Source organism: Allobosea sp. 10N428 (assembly GCF_056394545.1).
Genome location: NZ_JBFTIC010000001.1, coordinates 1,193,400 through 1,212,328 on the forward strand (window position 1 = coordinate 1,193,400; position 18,929 = coordinate 1,212,328).

General features: G+C 65.8%; 18 protein-coding genes. 15 read left to right on the forward strand and 3 right to left on the reverse strand.

The genetic code is table 11. The features are described from left to right. Positions 1 to 14: 14 nt before the first annotated feature. Positions 15 to 617, reverse strand: a complete 603-nt coding sequence (locus AC1DDA_RS05525; RefSeq protein ID WP_476794954.1) for a hypothetical protein — start codon at positions 615 to 617, stop codon at positions 15 to 17. Further along, a complete protein-coding gene (locus AC1DDA_RS05530; RefSeq protein ID WP_441510908.1) occupies positions 614 to 1,132 on the reverse strand; it encodes an invasion associated locus B family protein in 519 nt (172 codons plus the stop codon). Before AC1DDA_RS05530 ends, AC1DDA_RS05525 begins: the two co-directional genes overlap by 4 nt. A 339-nt stretch (positions 1,133 to 1,471) precedes the next feature. Between AC1DDA_RS05530 and coxB the strand changes: the two genes are divergently transcribed. The 12 genes from coxB to AC1DDA_RS05590 all read left to right on the forward strand — a co-directional run bounded on the left by coxB (position 1,472) and on the right by AC1DDA_RS05590 (position 14,452). Beyond that, positions 1,472 to 2,350 (forward strand): cytochrome c oxidase subunit II, encoded by an 879-nt coding sequence (coxB, locus tag AC1DDA_RS05535; protein WP_441510907.1) that lies wholly within the window; start codon positions 1,472 to 1,474, stop codon positions 2,348 to 2,350. Between the two features lie 20 nt (positions 2,351 to 2,370). After that, entirely contained in the window at positions 2,371 to 3,996 is a 1,626-nt protein-coding gene (gene ctaD, locus AC1DDA_RS05540) for a cytochrome c oxidase subunit I (protein ID WP_441510906.1), read from the forward strand. 146 nt (positions 3,997 to 4,142) lie between these two features. After that, positions 4,143 to 5,087 (forward strand): heme o synthase, encoded by a 945-nt coding sequence (locus AC1DDA_RS05545; protein WP_476794955.1) that lies wholly within the window; start codon positions 4,143 to 4,145, stop codon positions 5,085 to 5,087. Continuing rightward, positions 5,084 to 5,257 (forward strand): hypothetical protein, encoded by a 174-nt coding sequence (locus AC1DDA_RS05550; protein ID WP_441510904.1) that lies wholly within the window; start codon positions 5,084 to 5,086, stop codon positions 5,255 to 5,257. The genes AC1DDA_RS05545 and AC1DDA_RS05550 overlap by 4 nt, the downstream gene beginning before the upstream one ends. Then, the gene (locus tag AC1DDA_RS05555; protein WP_441510903.1) at positions 5,257 to 5,868 is read left to right on the forward strand and encodes a cytochrome c oxidase assembly protein; all 612 of its coding nucleotides are present in this window, start codon (positions 5,257 to 5,259) and stop codon (positions 5,866 to 5,868) included. The genes AC1DDA_RS05550 and AC1DDA_RS05555 overlap by 1 nt, the downstream gene beginning before the upstream one ends. 53 nt (positions 5,869 to 5,921) lie before the next feature. Next, entirely contained in the window at positions 5,922 to 6,785 is an 864-nt protein-coding gene (locus tag AC1DDA_RS05560) for a cytochrome c oxidase subunit 3 (RefSeq protein ID WP_441510902.1), read from the forward strand. Between the two features lie 81 nt (positions 6,786 to 6,866). Next, a complete protein-coding gene (locus AC1DDA_RS05565) occupies positions 6,867 to 7,241 on the forward strand; it encodes a DUF983 domain-containing protein (protein WP_441510901.1) in 375 nt (124 codons plus the stop codon). Further along, entirely contained in the window at positions 7,238 to 8,002 is a 765-nt protein-coding gene (locus AC1DDA_RS05570) for an SURF1 family protein (RefSeq protein ID WP_476794956.1), read from the forward strand. Before AC1DDA_RS05565 ends, AC1DDA_RS05570 begins: the two co-directional genes overlap by 4 nt. 71 nt (positions 8,003 to 8,073) lie before the next feature. Continuing rightward, positions 8,074 to 9,489: a threonine synthase gene (thrC, locus tag AC1DDA_RS05575; protein WP_441510899.1), complete on the forward strand. Its 1,416-nt coding sequence runs from the start codon at positions 8,074 to 8,076 to the stop codon at positions 9,487 to 9,489. 77 nt (positions 9,490 to 9,566) lie between these two features. Beyond that, a complete protein-coding gene (locus AC1DDA_RS05580; RefSeq protein WP_476795130.1) occupies positions 9,567 to 10,826 on the forward strand; it encodes a M16 family metallopeptidase in 1,260 nt (419 codons plus the stop codon). A 6-nt stretch (positions 10,827 to 10,832) separates the two neighbouring features. Next, complete coding sequence (locus AC1DDA_RS05585; protein WP_441510898.1) at positions 10,833 to 11,432, forward strand: GNAT family N-acetyltransferase; 600 nt, start codon at positions 10,833 to 10,835, stop codon at positions 11,430 to 11,432. A 77-nt stretch (positions 11,433 to 11,509) separates the two neighbouring features. Beyond that, positions 11,510 to 14,452 (forward strand): EAL domain-containing protein, encoded by a 2,943-nt coding sequence (locus AC1DDA_RS05590; RefSeq protein WP_476794957.1) that lies wholly within the window; start codon positions 11,510 to 11,512, stop codon positions 14,450 to 14,452. Between the two features lie 261 nt (positions 14,453 to 14,713). Here the strand turns inward: AC1DDA_RS05590 and AC1DDA_RS05595 are convergent, their stop codons facing one another. After that, positions 14,714 to 15,325 carry a YqgE/AlgH family protein gene (locus tag AC1DDA_RS05595; RefSeq protein ID WP_476794958.1) on the reverse strand — a complete coding sequence of 204 codons (612 nt, stop codon included), beginning with the start codon at positions 15,323 to 15,325 and terminating at the stop codon, positions 14,714 to 14,716. Positions 15,326 to 15,564: 239 nt separating this feature from the next. On the opposite strand from AC1DDA_RS05595, the gene AC1DDA_RS05600 reads away from it, so the two are divergent. The 3 genes from AC1DDA_RS05600 to AC1DDA_RS05610 all read left to right on the forward strand — a co-directional run bounded on the left by AC1DDA_RS05600 (position 15,565) and on the right by AC1DDA_RS05610 (position 18,909). Then, entirely contained in the window at positions 15,565 to 16,428 is an 864-nt protein-coding gene (locus tag AC1DDA_RS05600) for a protein-disulfide reductase DsbD domain-containing protein (protein ID WP_476794959.1), read from the forward strand. A 51-nt stretch (positions 16,429 to 16,479) separates the two neighbouring features. After that, on the forward strand, positions 16,480 to 16,965 hold the full coding sequence (locus AC1DDA_RS05605) for a redoxin family protein (RefSeq protein WP_476794960.1): 486 nt from the start codon (positions 16,480 to 16,482) through the stop codon (positions 16,963 to 16,965). 309 nt (positions 16,966 to 17,274) lie between these two features. Further along, positions 17,275 to 18,909: an arylsulfatase gene (locus tag AC1DDA_RS05610; RefSeq protein WP_476794961.1), complete on the forward strand. Its 1,635-nt coding sequence runs from the start codon at positions 17,275 to 17,277 to the stop codon at positions 18,907 to 18,909. The last annotated feature ends 20 nt before the right edge of the window (positions 18,910 to 18,929 follow it).

An 18,929-nucleotide genomic window follows, 5' to 3' on the forward strand; every position in this document is an offset into this window, starting at 1 on the left:
CGGCAAATCGGCCTTTAGCGGCGGCGATGGCGCGCCGGAGCGGCAGCGCCGCCCTGGCCCAGACCGACGATGATCTCGACATCGCCCTTGCCGGCCGGCACGACGATGCCGTCCTCGACGAAGGAGAAATCGACACCGCTCTGGCCCGACGGGATCGTGCCGCCGACGCGCGAGCTGCGGCGCGCAACCGTCGTCGTGCCGCGCGTCACCGTCGTGCTCAAGGTCGCGCCGTAGCTGCCCGGGCTCCCCGCCGGGCCAAGGAGCACACGGCCCTCGACACCGACCTTGAGACGGAAGCCGCCATTGCCGGTCGGCGTGCATTCGCGCGCGACATTCGTGATCGAAACCTGGTAGCGCAGACCGCTGCTGTCCTGGCCGGCCTGGGCGCGGATGGCGGCGCCGCCATCGGCGATGATCACCTCCGGGCAGACGGTGTCATTGCGGTCCTCTTCCTTCGGCAGCTGGTCAGGCACCGGCGGCTTCGTGGACTGGAACATCAGCATGTTGAGCGCCGTGCTGCCGCCTGACGACGATGAGGAGGAGCCGCACCCGGCGAGGCCCAGGCAAAGCAGCGGCAGGGCGAGCCAGCGGCCCGCAGTCAAAGTCTGGTCGATCAAGGCAGCGCCTCCACGCCGGGGCCGAAGCCGTTGAGCGAGACAGGCACGCCCACCCCCTCCTCCGGCGTCTGGAATACAATGAATGTCGCGCTCTTGCCGCCCTTGAGCTGGCCAAGCAGGTTGTCGTCCATGACGACCTCGGCGACGCAACCGGTCGTCAGACAGCGCACGAAACCGGCGCGCCCGATGTCCTTGTCGTCAATCTTGAGGCCGAGGCCCGACGGCAGCAGCACGCCGAGCGGCGCGACGACACGCAGGAGCCGGCTCTTCTGATCGGCAGTCTTCAGCACGATGACGAGGAGCGTCAGATTCGGCCGATCCTCGGCCGCGACGTTCTGGACCAGCGCGCATTGCTCCGCCTTGGCGCCGGGCGGCACCTCGCAGCGCATCTGCCAATCGCCATGTGTGGAACGCACCGCACCCTGCGCGAGCGCGGAGCCGGCGTAGAGGCTCGTCCCCATGAGCGCCAGCGCCAAGGCGCCTGCCGCCCCGATGATCCTCTTCATCCCTGCCATCCTTCGAAACCCGTCCAGAAACCGCAGAAGAAGCGCAAGATTCAGGCAAAACGCCGACCGCGCCAGAGAATCCCGCGGCTGTTCACATAAAATGCGTTGGGACCATGCAGACCCGGCCCTGTCAAGGCGTGCACGCGGGTGCGGGCGCGGTTCCGTCAAGGCCTCGCGCGATTATGCCGCACAGATGATGATGGACCGTGTCATTGCCCCACTGGCGCAAGCGTGATCTTTGATTTATCGCAATGCCGAAGAACGAGGCGACCTTCGCGGTCGCCCCTTCGTGCGTGGGGCAAAGCCGGTCGGTTCCCATGCAGGTCGATTGAGGAGCATGTCGGATCGATGCGATTTCTGAGCAGGACCTTTGCAACCGCGGCCGTCACGGCCCTTGCCGTCGCCGCGCTGGCGACCGTCCCGGCCGTCGCCGGCACCGGCATGCCTTCCCCCTGGCAGATGAACCTGCAGGGCGCAGCGACCCCCGTCGCCGAGTTCATCCACTGGTTTCATGACTGGCTGAACATCATCATCGGCGTGGTCACGCTCTTCGTGCTGGCGCTGCTGATCTATGTCGTCTTCCGCTTCAACGAGAAGGCGAATCCGGTCCCCTCCAAGACAACGCACAACGCCCTGCTCGAAGTGTGCTGGACGGTGATCCCGGTCCTGATTCTCGTCGTCATCGCGATTCCCTCCTTCCGGCTGCTGAAGCTGCAGCTCGAGGTGCCGCAGGCCGACCTGACCCTGAAGGTCACCGGCAAGCAGTGGTACTGGTCCTATGAATACGCGCAGGACAACGGCGCCTTCGGCTTCGACTCGCTGATGCTGGACGAGAAGCAGCGCGCCGAGGCGATCGCCAGCAAGAAGATCGCCGAGGCCGAGGCCCCGCGCTTGCTCGCCGTCGACAACGAAGCGATCGTGCCGGTCGGCAAAATCGTCCGCGTCCAGGTCACCGGCGCCGACGTCATCCACAAGTTCACGGTGCCGTCCTTCGGCATCAAGATCGACGCGATCCCCGGCCGCCTGAACGAAACCTGGTTCAAGGCCGAGCGCGAAGGCATCTATTACGGCCAGTGCTCGTTCATCTGCGGCCAGAACCACGCCTACATGCCGATCGCCTTCCGCGTCGTCAGCCAGGAGCGCTACGCCGCCTGGCTCGCCGAAGCGAAGCAGAAGTTCGCCAATGCCGAGGATGCGGGCAGCAAGCTCGCCGCCGCGTCCAAGTAATTCGCCGAGGAGACAACACGATGGCAACAGCGGCTCAGCACGCTCACGGCCATGACGAGGCCCATCACGACCACCCGACCGGGTGGCGCCGGTGGCTTCTGTCGACCAACCACAAAGACATCGGCACGCTCTACCTGATCTTCTCGATCATCGCGGGCCTCGTCGGCGGCTTCCTCTCGATCATGATGCGTATCGAGCTGATGTATCCCGGCGTGCAGATCTTCGCGAACGGCCAGAGCTACAACGTGTTCGTCACCGGCCACGGCCTGATCATGATCTTCTTCATGGTCATGCCCGCGGTCATCGGCGGCTTCGGCAACTGGTTCGTACCGCTGATGATCGGCGCGCCGGACATGGCCTTCCCGCGCATGAACAACATCTCGTTCTGGCTCACCGTCGCAGCCTTCGTGCTGATGATCATCTCGATGTTCATGGAAGGCGCCCCGGGCGCGCATGGCGTCGGCACGGGCTGGACGGTCTATCCGCCGTTCTCGACCGCCGGCCACCCCGGCCCCTCCGTCGATTTCGGCATCCTGTCGCTGCACCTTGCAGGCGCCGCCTCGATCCTCGGCGCGATAAACTTCATCACCACGATCCTGAACATGCGCGCGCCTGGCATGACCATGCACAAGATGCCGCTGTTCGCGTGGGGCGTGCTGGTCACCGCCTTCCTGCTGCTGCTCTCGCTGCCGGTCCTCGCCGGTGCGATCACCATGCTGCTGACGGACCGCAACTTCGGCACAACCTTCTATGATCCGGCCGGCGGCGGCGATCCGATCCTGTACCAGCACCTGTTCTGGTTCTTCGGCCACCCCGAAGTCTACATCATGATCCTGCCGGCCTTCGGCATCGTCAGCCACATCATCTCGACCTTCTCGAAGAAGCCGATCTTCGGCTATCTCGGCATGGCCTACGCCATGGTCGCGATCGGCGTGGTCGGCTTCATCGTGTGGGCGCACCACATGTACACCGCCGGCCTTTCGCTCAACACGCAGCGCTACTTCGTGTTCGCGACGATGGTCATCGCGGTGCCGACGGGCATCAAGATCTTCTCCTGGATCGCGACGATGTGGGGCGGCTCGATCCGCTTCACCGCGCCGATGGTCTGGGCGATGGGCTTCATCTTCCTGTTCACCGTCGGCGGCGTCACCGGCGTGGTGCTGGCCAATGCCGGCGTCGACCGCTCGCTGCACGCGACCTATTACGTCGTGGCCCACTTCCACTACGTGCTGTCGCTCGGCGCCGTGTTCGGCATCTTCGCGGGCTTCTACTACTGGTTCCCGAAGATGAGCGGCTATGTGATGCCGGACTGGATCGGCCGCCTGCACTTCTGGGTCGCCTTCATCGGCGCGAACCTGCTGTTCTTCCCGCAGCACTTCCTCGGCCTCGCCGGCATGCCGCGTCACTATGTCGACTATCCCGATGCCTTCGCGGGCTGGCATTTCTGGTCGTCGATCGGCTCCTACATCTTCGCCTTCGGCCTGCTGATCTGGCTCTACGGCATCGTCGTCGCCTTCAGCCGCAAGCAGCTCGCCGGCGACAATCCGTGGGGCGAAGGCGCAACGACGCTGGAGTGGACGCTGTCCTCGCCGCCGCCCTTCCACCAGTTCGAGACGCTGCCGCGCATCACCGGCTCGGACCACTGAGACAAATGGCGGCGGACCCCACGGTCCGCCGCCGCCCCTCCCCCGAGCGCCTTGCGAGGCGTTCCGGAGACGGGCGGCATCACAACAGCCGCGAACACCCTGCGCCCACGGGCGCCGTTCACAAGAGTACGAAGACGATCCGACTGATGTCTGCTGCGTTCGAAACCCGCACCGACGGCCTGACCACCTCCACCGGCGAGGCGCGCGACTTCTTCGCGCTGCTGAAGCCGCGGGTGATGTCGCTCGTCGTGGTGACGGCGCTGACCGGTATGGCGACGGCCCCGGGCTCCGTGCACCCCGTCCTCGGCTTCGCCGCGCTGCTGGCGATTGCTGTCGGCGCGGGCGCGTCGGGCTGCCTCAACATGTGGTACGACGCCGACATCGACGCGCTGATGAGCCGCACGGCCAAGCGCCCCATTCCGGCGGGCCGGATTCAGCCCTCCGAAGCGCTCGCCTTCGGCCTGACGCTGTCGGTCGGATCCGTGCTGGTGCTCGGCCTAATCGCGAATGCGCTCGCAGCCTGCATGCTGGCCTTCACCATCTTCTTCTATGCCGTCGTCTACTCGATGTGGCTGAAGCGGTGGACGCCGCAAAACATCGTCATCGGCGGCGCCGCCGGCGCTTTCCCGCCGATGATCGGCGAGGCCGTGGTGACCGGCAATTTCGGCTGGCACTCGCTGGTGCTGTTCGCGATCATCTTCCTGTGGACGCCGCCGCATTTCTGGGCGCTGGCGCTGGTCAAGTCAGAGGATTACGCGCGGGCGGGCATCCCGATGATGCCGAATGTCGCCGGCCCCGCCGCGACCCGGCGGCAGATCGTGCTCTATTCGCTGATCATGGCCCCTGTCGCCGTGCTGCCGGCGCTGATGGGCTTCGGCGGCCTGATCTACCTGATCGTCTCGGTGACCACCGGGCTCGCGATGGTCTGGCTCGCGATCCAGGTCTGGCGCCGTACGGAAGGTCAGGCTGCCGTCAAGGCCTGCTGGTCCCTGTTCGGCTTTTCGATCGTCTATCTCTTCCTGCTCTTCGCCGTGCTGCTGGTCGAGAACGGTTTTGGCCTGATGTGGGCCCTGCCGAAGGTCATCGGATGAGCGAGCAACACCCCCAGAAGCCGGCACCGGCACCGTTCTCGCCCGAGGATATGGCGCGCCGCCGCCGCCGCTCGATCGCGCTCGCGCTGGTGCTCGGCGGGCTCGTGATCTTCTTCTTCGTGGTGACGCTGGTGAAGACCGGCCCCGCCATCCTGAACCGGCCGCTGTGATGGCGAATCCCGTCCCGCAGAAACCCAAGGGCAACCCGGCGCGCACCGCACTGGTCTGCGTCGGCGTCGCTTTCGGCATGCTTGGTGCGTCCTTCGCGGCGGTGCCGCTCTATGATCTGTTCTGCAAGGTCACCGGCTTCGGCGGCACGCCGAAGGTCGGCACGGCCGGTGCCGGCAAGATCCTCGACCGGACGATGTCGGTGCGCTTCGACGCCAATGTCGCGCCGGGGCTCGGCTGGAAGTTCGAAGCGGAGAGCCCGGAGATCAAAGTCCAGGTCGGCGCGACCCAGACCGTGTTCTACAAGATGACGAATCGCTCGGACCGCACTGTGACCGGCATCGCGACCTACAATATCGCGCCGGACAAGGCGGCCGCCTATTTCGTCAAAATCCAGTGCTTCTGCTTTACCGAGCATACGCTGAAGCCCGGCGAGAGCTTCGAGGCACCGGTGGTGTTCTATATCGACCCCGAAATCGCTGGGAATCGCGAACTCGACGGCGTCCACGCCATCACATTGTCCTATACCTATTTCGCCTCGAAGTCGGGCCAGCCCGTCGCCGAGGACAAGGCTGGCTCCGTCAAGGGTGACGCGGGCAATTCGAAACTGTAGAACGCGCTAGAGCAAAAGCGCGGACAAGACGTCGTACGCGGAGACTGAATACGATGGCCGGGGCCCATACGAAGCACCACGACTACCACCTCGTCGATCCGAGCCCGTGGCCGCTCGTCGGCGCCGCGAGCGCGACGATCATGGCGATCGGCGCCGTGATGTGGATGAAGGCGCTGCCGGTCGGCGGCATGCATATCGGCCCGCTCGTGTTCGGCGCCGGCCTGCTCGGCGTGCTCTACACCATGCTCGCTTGGTGGATGGACGTGATCCGCGAGGCCGAGAAGGAAGGCCACCACACCCGCGTCGTCCAGCTCCATCACCGCTACGGCATGATCATGTTCATCGCCTCCGAGGTGATGTTCTTCGTCGCCTGGTTCTGGGCCTATTTCGACGCCAGCCTGTTCTCGGGCGAGACGATCAATTATCTCCGCTACGACTTCACCGGCGGCGTCTGGCCCCCGAAGGGCATCGAGACCTTCGATCCCTGGCACCTGCCGCTCCTCAACACCCTGATCCTGCTGACCTCGGGCACCACGGTGACCTGGGCGCATTATGCGCTGATCAACAATGATCGCGCCGGCCTGAAGCAGGGCCTGTGGCTCACCGTGATCCTCGGCGTGCTGTTCACGCTGTGCCAGGCTTACGAGTATTCGCACGCCACTTTCGCCTTCAAGGGCAACATCTACGGCGCCACGTTCTTCATGGCGACCGGCTTCCACGGCGCGCATGTCATCATCGGCACGATCTTCCTGGCCGTGTGCCTCTACCGGTCCTATCTCGGCCACTTCAAGCCGCAGCAGCATCTCGGCTTCGAATTCGCCGCCTGGTACTGGCACTTCGTCGACGTGGTCTGGCTGTTCCTGTTCGCCTCGATCTATGTCTGGGGCGCCGGCGCGCACGCAGCCGCCGCGCATTGATCACGCGCCGTACCGCGCCCTCGCGGTTCTCGTCTGACGAAAGGCGGCCGCGAGGCCGCCTTTCGCGCTTCGGAGGCTATGATGGCCGGTTCTGAACCCACACCTCCCTCGCCCTACTCGACGGGGCTGGCGGGCCGCTGTCCACGCTGCGGCGAGGGGGCGCTGTTCGACGGCTTCCTCAAGCTGAAGCCGCGCTGCAGCGCCTGCGGCCTCGACTATAAATTCGCCGACTCGGCCGACGGCCCTGCCGTCTTCATCATGCTGATCGCCGGCTTCATTGTTCTGGGAGCGGCGCTCTATGTCGAGATCGCCTATGAACCGCCGATCTGGCTGCACCTCATGATGTGGCTGCCGCTGGCACTGGTCATCTGCCTTGCCCTGCTCAGGCCGATGAAGGGGCTGGCAGTCGCGCTGCAATACGCCAACAAAGCCGAGGAAGGCAGGCGGGCGAAGTGACCGCGCAAACCGCAAGCGACCGGAAACCCGGGCTGCTCCTGCCGACCGTCCTGACGATCATCGGAACGGCGATCCTCTGCATGCTCGGAACCTGGCAACTCCAGCGCATGCAGGAGAAGCACGCCTATATCGAGCGCCTGCAGGCACAAGCCGCCGGAGCGCCCGGCGCGATTCCGCCGAGCGCCGAATGGGCCAAGCTCGATGCAGCGGCGCTCGATCTCACCCGCGTCGCCGCGAAGGGCACCTATGTCGACGGGCCGATCGCCGGAGTCCGCACCACGATTGCCGCCGGGCCGCCCGGCTCGCGGCAGCTCTCCGGCTTCGGCCGCTGGGTGTTCCAGGGTTTCAGGCTCGCGGATGGCGGCATCATTCTGGTCAATCGCGGCTTCGTGCCGGAAAGCCGCATGGGCCAGATCGGGCCGGCGAGCGGATCGGACACCGTCACGGGCTTCCTGCGGGCGCCCGAAACCCGCAACAGCTTCACGCCGGAAGACCTGCCGGCGATCCGCGAATTCTACACGCGCGACCCCGCGGCGATCGCCGCGTCCCTCGGCTTGCCGCCGGCGCCGTTCTATCTGGAAGCCGAGCGCGAAGGCGACGGCATGAGGCCGCCGGCAGGGGTGGATGTGCGCGAGCTCATCGACCGCATCCCCGACAATCACCTGCAATACGCCCTGACCTGGTTCGGCCTGGCGCTGACATTGCTCGGCGTCTTCGCCGCCTATGCCTGGCAGGCGCGGAAAGGGTCCGCACCGACCTGATGTCGTTCAGGTTTTGCCGAAACCGCCGGACCGGCCTATAGCATCAAGCTGAGATCACCGAGGCCAAGATCGTGCTGCATGTTTCCACCCGGGGTGAAGCCCCGGCGCTGAGCTTTTCCGACGCGCTGCTGACCGGGCTCGCCCGCGACGGCGGCCTCTATCTGCCGCAAGCCTGGCCGGCGCTCACGAAAACGGAGATCGCCGGCTTCGCCGGGAAGCCCTATACGGCCGTGGCCGAACGCGTGCTCGGCGCGCTGACCGACGGCGACATCGAGAGCGGCGCGCTCTCCGGCATGATCCATCAGGCCTATGCCGGCTTCCGCCATCCGGCCGTCTGCCCGCTGACGCAGATCGGCGACAACCTCTTCGTACTGGAACTCTTCCACGGCCCGACGCTCGCCTTCAAGGACGTCGCGATGCAATTGCTCGGCCGGCTGATGGATCATGTGCTGGGCCAGCGCGGCCAGCGCGCCACCATCGTCGGCGCGACGTCCGGCGACACCGGCGGCGCGGCCATCGACGCCTTCAAGGGGTTGAAGAGCGTCGATGTCTTCATCCTCTATCCGCAGGGCCGCGTCTCCGATGTGCAGCGCCGGCAGATGACGACGGTCGACGCGCCGAACGTCCATGCCATCGCGGTCGAAGGCACCTTCGACGACTGCCAGAACCTCGTGAAGGCGATGTTCAACCATCACGCCTTCCGCGACGAGATCGGGCTCTCGGGCGTCAACTCGATCAACTGGGCCCGCATCGCCGCTCAGGTGGTCTATTACTTCACCTCGGCCGTCTCGCTGGGCGGGCCGGAGCGCAAGGTCTCCTTCACGGTCCCGACTGGCAATTTCGGCGACATCCTCGCCGGCTGGGTCGCCAAGCAGATGGGCCTGCCCATCGAGCGGCTGACCATCGCGACGAACAGCAACGACATCCTGGCGCGGACGCTGGAAACGGGCGTCTACGAGATGCGCGGCGTGGCGGCGACGACCTCGCCCTCGATGGACATCCAGATCTCGTCCAATTTCGAGCGGCTGCTGTTCGAAGCGCATGACCGCGACGGCGCAGCCGTGCGCCGGCTGATGCAGTCGCTGCAGCAATCCGGCCGCTTCGAGATCGCGGACGGACCGCTCCAGCGCATCCGCAGCGAGTTCGATGCCGCCTCCCAAAGCGAGGAGGAGGTCGCCGCCGAGATCAGGAAGAGCTGGACCGAGGCCGGCTATCTGCTCGATCCGCACACCGCGATCGGCGTCGGCGCCGCGCGTCTGGCGCTCAAGCGCGATCCGGCGACGCCGATGATCGTGCTCGGCACTGCCCATCCCGCCAAGTTCCCGGCCGCCGTGAAGGCCGCGAGCGGCGTCGAGCCGGAGCTGCCCGCCCATCTCTCCGATCTGATGGAGCGCAAGGAGCGGGTGACGCTGCTGCCGAACGATCTCGGCAAGGTCGAAACCTTCGTGCGCGAGCATGCGCGCGCCGTTCGGGGAGCGGCAGCGTGAGCGCGACGCCCCCGGTCGAGACCGTCGAACTCGCCGCGCCCGCGCGGAAAGAAGGCGCACATGACCCCGATGTCCAGCTGACCACCCTGCCCTCGGGCCTGCGCATCGTCTCGCAGCGCATGGACCATGCCGCGACCGTCTCGCTCGGTATCTGGATCGGAGCAGGCTCACGCGACGAGCTGCCGCATGAGCACGGCCTCGCCCATCTGCTCGAACACATGGCGTTCAAGGGCACGGCGCGGCGCAATGCCCGCGAGATCGCCGAGGAGATCGAGGGCGTCGGCGGCGATCTCAACGCCGCGACATCCGTCGAATACACCTGCTACACCGCCCGCGTCCTCGGCACCGATCTCGCTCTTGCCGTCGACATCCTCGCCGACATCGTCACCTCACCGGCCCTCACCGAGGAGGAGCTGAAACGCGAGAAGGGTGTGATCCTGCAGGAGATCTCTGCCGTTCAGGACACGCCGGACGACCTGGTCTATGACCGCTTCCTACAGGCGGCCTTCCCCGACCAGCCGATCGGCCGGCCGATCCTCGGCACGGCCGCGACAGTGCAAAGCTTCACGCCGGATGCGATCCGCGCCTATCTCGCCCGCAACTACCATGCCGGCAATATGGTGCTCGCCGCGTCCGGCGCCGTCGGTCATGACGAACTGGTGGCGCTTGCTCGCGAGCATCTATCGAATCTGCCGGCGCAGCCCGCGGAGGTGCCCGAACGCGAGGCCGGCGCATATCGAGGCGGGGAAGCCAGGATCGGCAGCGACGAGGAGCAGGTCCATCTCGTGCTCGGCCTGCCCGGCAAGTCCTTTGCCGGCGGCGCGCATTACGCTTTGCAGATCTTCGCCTCGGTGCTGGGCGGCGGGCTGTCATCGCGCCTGTTCCAGGAAGTGCGCGAGCAGCGCGGCCTGGCCTATGCGATCGATGCCTTCCACTGGCCCTTCTCCGATTGCGGCGTCTTCGGCATCGGCGCCGGCACCGCGCCGGAGGATGCGAACGAGCTGATCGAAGTTGCGCTCGGCTGCCTGCGCCAGGCGGCGGAGGATGTCAGCGAGGTCGAGGTGGCGCGAGCCCGCGCGCAGATGAAGGTGGGGCTGCTCGCCTCGCTCGAAAGCCCTGGCGGCAAGCTGGAGCAGATGGCGCGGCAGGTGCTGATCTTCGGCCGGGCAATCCCGCGCGAGGAACTTGCCGCCCGTCTCGACGCGGTCACGCTCGAGGATGTGCGCGCTGCGGGCCGCTCGCTACTCGGCCACCAGCCGACCATCGCGGCGATCGGCCCGATCCACGGTATTCCCGGGGCCAAGCGCCTGCGTCAGGCTGCCCGGGCAGCGGACTGAACGGCGATGGCGCTCTTCCGTTTCCCGAGCGAGCCGCCGAGCCGCCCGTTGATACGGACGCCGAATCTCTATCTGCGTGCGCCGCAGGCCAGCGACTACTCCGCCTGGGCCATGCTGCGGATCGAAAGCCGCGACTTCCTGACCCCCTGGGAGCCGACCTGGAACGAGGACGACCTGACCCGGGCCTCCTTCCGGCTGCGCGCCAAGCGAGCGGCACGCGAAATCGCCAGCGACGAAGCTTATTCGCTATTCATCTTCGAAGCCCATACCGAGATCCTGCTCGGCGGGTTGACCCTTGGCCTGATCCGCCGCGGCGTCGCCCAGGCCTGCACGCTCGGCTACTGGATGGGCAAGCGCCATGCGGGCAAGGGGCACATGGCCGAAGCCGTGCGCGGCGCGGTGCGCTTTGCCTTCTCCGAGCTTGCACTGCACCGGGTCGAGGCCGCCTGCTTGCCGAACAACGAACCGTCGCGGCGGCTGCTGGAGCGGATCGGTTTCCAGCACGAGGGGCTGGCGCGGGCCTATCTCAAGATCAACGGCGTCTGGGCCGACCATCTGCTCTACGCGGTGCTTTCGGGCGATGCGTTGCCCGGAGCGAAGCCGTGACGGCAGCGGTTGACCACAGCCACCCTCTGCCTTGCCCTTGCCATGAGCGACCAATAGGGATTTTCGTTCAAGTTCGAATGATTGTCTCCCGCCTGATAGCCGAGCACAGCTTGTCCATTTCCGAGCGCATCCTCCGGATCGGCCTCGCCGTCGCCGGCCTTGCCGTGTGGTTCAGTTTCGCGACCGTGACGCCAGCCAGCGCCGTCGATGCGGTGCGCGTCCCGGTCGATGTGCCGGTGATCGATCTCACCAATGTCGTCGAGCGCAACAAGTCGGACGGCGACGTCATCCAGATCTCGACAGCGCCGGGGCCGGATGGCATCGTCCGCCGCATCGCGGTCAGGGCGCGCGAATCGGGCGCCCGGCCGGACTGGATCGTCTTCGCGCTGACGAACGATTCCGATGAGCAGATCGACCGGCTGCTGGTCGCGCCCTTTCACCGGCTGATCGGCTCCGGCGTGGTCTGGCCCGACCTCGGCGACAAGCGCATCGAGGCGGTGACGGCGAGCCAAGGCCTCTCGCCTGACCGCGAAGCCAGCCCCGACGCCGATGTCTTCCTGATCACGCTCGACCCCGGCACGACTGTGACCTTCGTGGCCGAGCTGAAGTCTCCGAACCTGCCGCAGCTCTATCTCTACGAGTCGGAAGCCTATCGCCAGAAGACCAACGGGCTCACGCTCTACAAGGGCATCATCATCGGCATCGCCGGCCTGCTTGCGCTCTTCCTGACCATCATCTTCGTGGTCAAAGGCGCGGTGATCTTCCCGGCCGCGGCGGCGCTGGCCTGGGCGGTCCTCGCCTATGCCGGCCTCGATTTCGGGTTTTTCCAGCGCCTTTTCCCGCTCACGCCAGCGATCGAGCGCATCTACCGGGCGGGCGCGGAAGTCGTGCTTGCCGCGACGCTGCTCGTTTTCCTGTTCGCCTATCTCAACCTGTCGCGCTGGCATGTGCGCTATGGACATGTCACGGCGATCTGGATCATCGGCCTTGCCGGCCTGATCGGCCTTGCCGTCTTCGACGCGCCGATGGCATCCGGCATCGCCCGCATCTCGATCGCGGCTGTCGCGGCGATCGGCTTCATCCTGGTCGTGCACCTGGCGACGCATGGCTACGAGCGGGCGGTGATGCTGATCCCGACCTGGTTCCTGCTCGCTGTCTGGGTCACCGCCGCGAGCTTCACGGTCACCGGGCAGTTCCAGCGCGACCTCGTGGCCCCTGCCCTCTTGGGCGGCCTCGTGCTGATCGTGCTGCTGATCGGCTTTACCGTGATCCAGCACGCCTTCGCCGGCGGCGCGATCTCGCAGGGGCTCGTCTCCGACACCGAGCGGCGGGCGCTGGCGCTTTCCGGCTCCGGCGACCTCGTCTTCGACTGGGATGTGAGCTCCGACAAGGTCTTCGTCTCGCCGCAGATCGAGACGCTGCTCGGCCTGCCGAAGGGCTCGCTCGAAGGCTCGGCCGCACGCTGGCTGGAGCACATGCATGTCGCCGACCGTGACCGCTACCGCGTCACGCTCGACGCCGTGCTCGAGCAACGCCGCGGCAAGCTCAACCTCGACCTGCGCCTGCGCTCCGCCAATGGCGCCTATCACTGGTTCAACGTCAAAGCGCGGCCCGTCATCGGCTCGGACGGCGAAGTCATCCGCGTCATCGGCACGCTCTCCGACGTCACCGAGCAGCGCACGGCGCAGGAGCGCCTGCTGCACGACGCCGTCCATGACAACCTGACCGGGCTTCCCAACCGCAAGCTGTTCCAGGACCGGCTGGGCGCGATCTTCGGCTTCACCCGTGCCGACGACAATATCCGCCCGACCGTACTCGTCATCGATGTCGACCGCTTCAAGCAGGTCAATGAATCGGTTGGTTTCTCAGCCGGCGACTCGATCCTGCTGACGCTGGCACGGCGCCTTGGCCGGCTGCTCAGGGCGCAGGACACGCTCGCGCGCATCGGCGGCGACACCTTCGCGATGATCCTGGTCTCGGAGCGCGATCCCGAGCGCATCCTCGCACTGGCCGAACTCGTGCGCCGGGCCGTCTCGACGCCGATCACCTATGCCGAGCGGGAGATCGTGCTGACCCCCTCGATCGGGCTTGCCCTGTTCGACCCCTCGCCTGCCGCCCGCAAGGACGATGCGCTGAAGAACGCCGAGCTCGCCATGGCTCATGCCAAGCGCCAGGGCGGCAACAAGATCGAGATCTTCGTTCCGGCAATGCGGACCGACCGCAACGACAGGCTCGCGCTGGAGAGCGACCTGCGGCGGGCGATCGAGCGCAACGAGATCCAGGTCATGTACCAGCCGATCGTCCGGCTGGAGGACCGCACCATCGCCGGGTTCGAGGCGCTTGTGCGCTGGGACCACCCGCGCGAGGGGCGGCTGATGCCGCAGGACTTCCTCGCCATCGCCGAGGAGACCGGGCTGATCGTCGATCTCGGCATCTATGTCATGGACAAGACGGCGCGCGAGCTCGAGGCTTGGCAGGCGGCTCTGGAGGTCGACCCGCCGATCTTCGCCAGCGTCAATGTCTCCAGCCGGCAGTTGCTGCGCCACGACCTGCTGCACGATGTGAAGACCGTTCTCGGGCGGCGGCGCGTGCTGCCGGGCACGCTCAAGCTCGAAATCACCGAAAGCCTGGTGATGGAAAACCCGGAATATGCAGCGCAGATGCTGCAGCGCATCCGCGACCTCGGCGCCGGTCTCTCGCTCGATGATTTCGGGACGGGCTATTCCTCGCTGTCCTATCTGCAGCGCTTCCCCTTCGACACGATCAAGATCGACCAGAGCTTCGTGCGGCAGATGGGTAATGGCCGCCCGCCGGTGATCCTGCGCTCGATCGTGCAGCTCGCCTCCGATCTCGGCATGGATGTCGTGGCCGAGGGCGCGGAGAGCGAGTCCGATGCTATCGAGCTCTATCAGATCGGCTGCCAATATGCGCAGGGCTACATCTTCGGCCAGCCGATGACCGCGGCCGAGGCGCGGCGCCTGATGGGGGCGACGGCTGCGGCGGCGACAGAGATGGCGTAGGCGGCCGAGCCATCGAGCCGGCGGAAGGCGAGTGGCCCAAGACGGCTGAACACGGCGCTCGCCGTTAAGGTCGGCTTTGTCCCGACCAACCATGTCTTCATTCTTCGAGAGCGGTGTTCAACACGCGGATGCTCGCCACAAGGGCGAGCATAAAGGAAACGGGATCAGTGCCCTGTCCTTGGGTTATGGGCCCTTGGCCCGTGTTCTTGGGTTGCGGGGCCTTGGCTGGCGCGAAGCCCCGGAATGACCGGAGCTGGCAGCTCAGGCGTGGCCGGCATCACGGGAGAGGAATGCAGGTTCGATCCCGAGCTTGTTGAGCGCCCGCTGATATTTCGTCTCGATGCTCTCGTCGAACAGTAAGCCGGGATCGGCCGGGCAGTGTAGCCAGCCATTCGACTGGATCTCCGCCTCGAGCTGTCCAGCGGCCCAGCCGGCATAGCCGAGAGCGAGGACGGCATTTTCCGGTCCGCTACCGATGGCGATAGCTCTGAGGATATCGAGCGTCGCCGTCAGGCAGATGCCGTCGTCGATCGGCAGCGTTGCCGATTCGAGGAAGAAATCCGCCGTATGCAGCACGAAGCCGCGCTTGGTCTCGAYCGGGCCGCCGCGCAGGACCTGCATGCGCTCGGCGCTGCTCGGCAGCCGGATGATCTCCTCGGACGGAATGACATCGAGCTGAACGAGCAGATCCGGAAACTTGGTGTCGCCGGCCGGCTTGTTCACGATGATGCCCATGGCGCCATCCTCGGAGTGGGCGCAGACATAGACGACGCTGCGGCTGAAGCGCGTGTCGGCCATCCCGGGCATCGCGATGAGGCACTGCCCGTCCAGATAGCTGCGGCCGCCGAGGCGGGGTTGTGAGCCGATCTTCATCGCCCGTATGCTAGGCGCTGTCGGGGAGGCTCGGCAAGGCTCGATGTGAGCGGGCGCCTCCGGCTTCGCGTAAACCCGACATCCGCGCCGCGTCCAAGCGATGCGCGGAGGCGGTCCTTCGTTGCGGCATCGCGATTGCGCCCCATTTGCGCGCAAGAGTGAAGGTTGCGGGAGCAAATTCGGGACGTGAGACGTAGGTTTTGTTCGCTTTTCGGTTTCGCAATGGATAATGCAGGGTCGTGAACCGCATTTTTTCCCTGCTGGCCATGATGCCTCTCGCGCTCGGCGCCGCCGCGCACGCGCAGGAGGCGCCGACCGAGGCCGCGATGTCGCCATGGTCGGCGAGCGAGCATGCGAAGCTGCGCCTGATCGCCGGCCCGACCACTGCGACGGGCAAGCAGCGCGTCGGCGTCGAGATCGTCATGTCTCCGGGTTTCAAGACCTATTGGCGCAGCCCCGGCGAGTTCGGCGTGCCGCCGAACTTCGACTGGTCGGGCTCGACCAATATCGGCGGGCTCGATGTGCGCTGGCCCGTTCCGGAGCGATTTCAGGATTCGGCCGGCTACTCGATCGGTTATGTCGGGGAAGTCGTGATTCCGATCTCGGTCCAGCCGGTCGATCCGTCCCGGCCCGTCCTGGTCGTCCTCAAGCTCGAATATGCCGTCTGCGAGAAAATCTGCATCCCGGCCAAAGGCGAGGCGAGCCTGTGGCTCGAGCCGGGCGTCACGACCGTGACATCGCCGCGGCTGGAGAGTTTCGAGGCGCGTGTGCCGGTATCGGCGAAGCCCGGCCCGCACAAGGAGAAGACCTCCATCCTCGAGGCCAAGCTTGACGACACCGTCGTCGATCCCGGTCTCAGGCTCGTTCTGCAGCCGCCCCCGGAGGGCAAGATCGAGGACATCTTCGTCGAAGGGCCCGGGCAATGGTCCTTTGGCAAATCCCGGCTGACGCCGCAGAGCGACGGCACGGTTGCCGCTCAGATCCGCATCAACGAGCGGCCGAAGAGCGCTGCTGGTCCCGTCCCCCTGATCTTCACCGTTCGCGGGACGCCCAAGCCCGTCGAGATACGGCTCGAACTCGACATCCCCGCCGGCAAGCCCTAATCCCTGAGGCGAAGCGGCCTTCCCGCCGCGGGCTTCACGGAGAAAGACGCAATGACGATCCAGGTGGGTGACAAGCTTCCGCAGGCGACGTTCCGCATCATGACCGTCGATGGCCCGGCTGCCAGGACGACCGAGGACCTGTTCAAGGGCCGCAAGGTCGTGCTCTTCGCCGTGCCCGGCGCGTTCACGCCGACCTGCCACAAGAACCATCTGCCCGGCTACCTCGCCAAGACCGATGAGATCAAGGCCAAGGGCGTCGACGCCATTCTGGTGACCTCCACCAACGACGTCTTCGTGCTCGACGCCTGGTCGAAGGCGACCGGCGGCGCCGGCGTCATCGAGTTCCTTTCCGACGGTAACGCCGATTTCGCCACGGAAATCGGCCTGTCGATGGACGGCTCGGGCTTCGGCATGGGCACGCGCTCGCGGCGCTATTCGATGCTGGTCGAAGACGGCGTCGTGAAATCCCTCAACGTCGAGGAAGCCGCCGGCAAGGCCGACGCCTCCGGCGCCGAGACTATGCTCGGCCAGCTCTAAGGCTTGCCGGACGCCAATTGCAGAGCCCGCGCGAGGTCGTCGCGCGGGCTTTTCTGTTGGGCTGTGGGTGCCGAGGCGGCCAACGCGGCCAATGCCCGGCATGGGCGGGACGCCGCCTTATGGGCACGCGTATTGTTACTGTTACGGACTTCCTCGCGATGCCGCCTGGCGGCAGGATGGCGCGCGGTGCCTAAACCGCGGCAGACGCCGAGGCAACCTAAGATCCCGAATCCGAGAATAGCATTGTTCAAGCCTCTGATGGCCATCTGCTTGACTTTTTAAGTTCAAGATTATGGAGGAGAAGGCAATATGACTGTTAAATCGGTCGAACAATTTGCGACCCCTAAAGAAGGCCCCGATATCAACCGGCGGAACATCTTGCTCTCGGGCTCGGCTCTTGTTGCCGCGGCAACCGGCCTTGGCGCCAGCGCTCAGGCGCAGCAGCCCGCTCCGGCGCCTCAAGCCGCCGCACCGTCCGGGCGCCGCCCCAACATCCTGGTGATCTGGGGCGATGACATCGGAACATGGAACATCAGCCATAACAGCCGCGGCATGATGGGCTACATGACCCCCAACATCGACCGGATCGCGCGTGAAGGCGTGTCGTTCACGGATTATTACGGGCAGCAGAGTTGCACCGCGGGCCGTGCGGCCTTCATCGGCGGAAACGTGCCGGTCCGTACCGGCATGACCAAGGTCGGCCTGCCCGGCGCCGCCGAGGGCTGGCAGAAGACCGATGTCACCATGGCGACGGTGCTGAAATCGCAGGGCTATGCGACCGGACAGTTCGGCAAGAACCATCAGGGTGACCGCGACGAGCATCTGCCGACCCAGCACGGCTTCGACGAATTCCTCGGCAATCTCTACCACCTCAATGCCGAGGAGGAGCCGGAGAACCCCGACTACCCGAAAGACCCCGAGTTCCGGAAGAAGTTCGGGCCGCGCGGCGTGATCAAGGCCTCCGCCGACGGCAAGATCGAGGACACCGGGCCGCTCACGAAGAAGCGGATGGAGACGATCGACGAGGAGACGCTGGCCGCAGCGAAGGACTTCATCCAGCGCCAGGTCCGTGCCAACAAGCCCTTCTTCACCTGGTGGAATGCGACGCGGATGCATTTCCGCACGCATATCAAGCCGGCGAGCCGCGGCAAATCCGGGCAGGACGACTATTCCGACGGCATGGTCGAGCATGACGGGATGGTCGGCGAACTGCTGAAGCTCGTCGACGATCTCGGCATCGCCAACGATACCATCGTCTTTTACTCCACCGATAACGGCCCGCACTACAACACCTGGCCCGATGCCGCCACGACACCATTCCGCAGCGAGAAGAACTCCAACTGGGAGGGTGCTTACCGCGTTCCTGCCTTCGTTCGCTGGCCGGGCAGGTTCCCTGCGGGCACGACGCTGAACGGCATCTTCGCGCATGAAGACTGGTTGCCGACCTTCGCGGCAATCGCCGGGGAGCCCGAGATCAAGGACAAGCTCCTGAAAGGCGTGCAGCTCAACGGGCGCAACTACAAGAATTACATCGATGGCTATAACCAGCTCGACTACTTGTCGGGCAAGGTGAAGGAGTCGCCGCGCAATGAATTCTGGTACGTCAATGATGACGGACAGGTCGTTGCAGCCCGCTATCAGGACTGGAAGGTCGTGTTCCTCGAGAACCGGGGCGAGGCGTTCGGCGTCTGGCGCGAGCCCTTCACTGAGCTACGCGTCCCCCTGCTCTTCCACCTGCGCCGCGACCCGTTCGAGAAGGCGCAACATAATGCCAACGTCTACAATGACTGGTTCCTGGAGCGCGTCTTCGTCATCGTTCCGATTCAGGGTCTCGCGGCCAAGTTCCTGCAAACCATGAAGGATTACCCGCCGAGCCAGACGCCGGGTTCGTTCAACCTGACGAAGATCGAGTCCCAGCTCCGAAGCGCGGCGGGCGGCGGCTGACCGCACTCCCGTTCTCCCGA

Coding starts and splice junctions, on each gene's coding strand:
- AC1DDA_RS05530 (WP_441510908.1), bottom strand. CDS start 1,132: ATGGCAGGGATGAAGAGGATCATCGGGGCGGCAGGCGCCTTGGCGCTG.
- coxB (WP_441510907.1), top strand. CDS start 1,472: ATGCGATTTCTGAGCAGGACCTTTGCAACCGCGGCCGTCACGGCCCTT.
- ctaD (WP_441510906.1), top strand. CDS start 2,371: ATGGCAACAGCGGCTCAGCACGCTCACGGCCATGACGAGGCCCATCAC.
- AC1DDA_RS05545 (WP_476794955.1), top strand. CDS start 4,143: ATGTCTGCTGCGTTCGAAACCCGCACCGACGGCCTGACCACCTCCACC.
- AC1DDA_RS05550 (WP_441510904.1), top strand. CDS start 5,084: ATGAGCGAGCAACACCCCCAGAAGCCGGCACCGGCACCGTTCTCGCCC.
- AC1DDA_RS05555 (WP_441510903.1), top strand. CDS start 5,257: ATGGCGAATCCCGTCCCGCAGAAACCCAAGGGCAACCCGGCGCGCACC.
- AC1DDA_RS05560 (WP_441510902.1), top strand. CDS start 5,922: ATGGCCGGGGCCCATACGAAGCACCACGACTACCACCTCGTCGATCCG.
- AC1DDA_RS05565 (WP_441510901.1), top strand. CDS start 6,867: ATGGCCGGTTCTGAACCCACACCTCCCTCGCCCTACTCGACGGGGCTG.
- AC1DDA_RS05585 (WP_441510898.1), top strand. CDS start 10,833: ATGGCGCTCTTCCGTTTCCCGAGCGAGCCGCCGAGCCGCCCGTTGATA.
- AC1DDA_RS05590 (WP_476794957.1), top strand. CDS start 11,510: ATGATTGTCTCCCGCCTGATAGCCGAGCACAGCTTGTCCATTTCCGAG.
- AC1DDA_RS05605 (WP_476794960.1), top strand. CDS start 16,480: ATGACGATCCAGGTGGGTGACAAGCTTCCGCAGGCGACGTTCCGCATC.
- AC1DDA_RS05610 (WP_476794961.1), top strand. CDS start 17,275: ATGACTGTTAAATCGGTCGAACAATTTGCGACCCCTAAAGAAGGCCCC.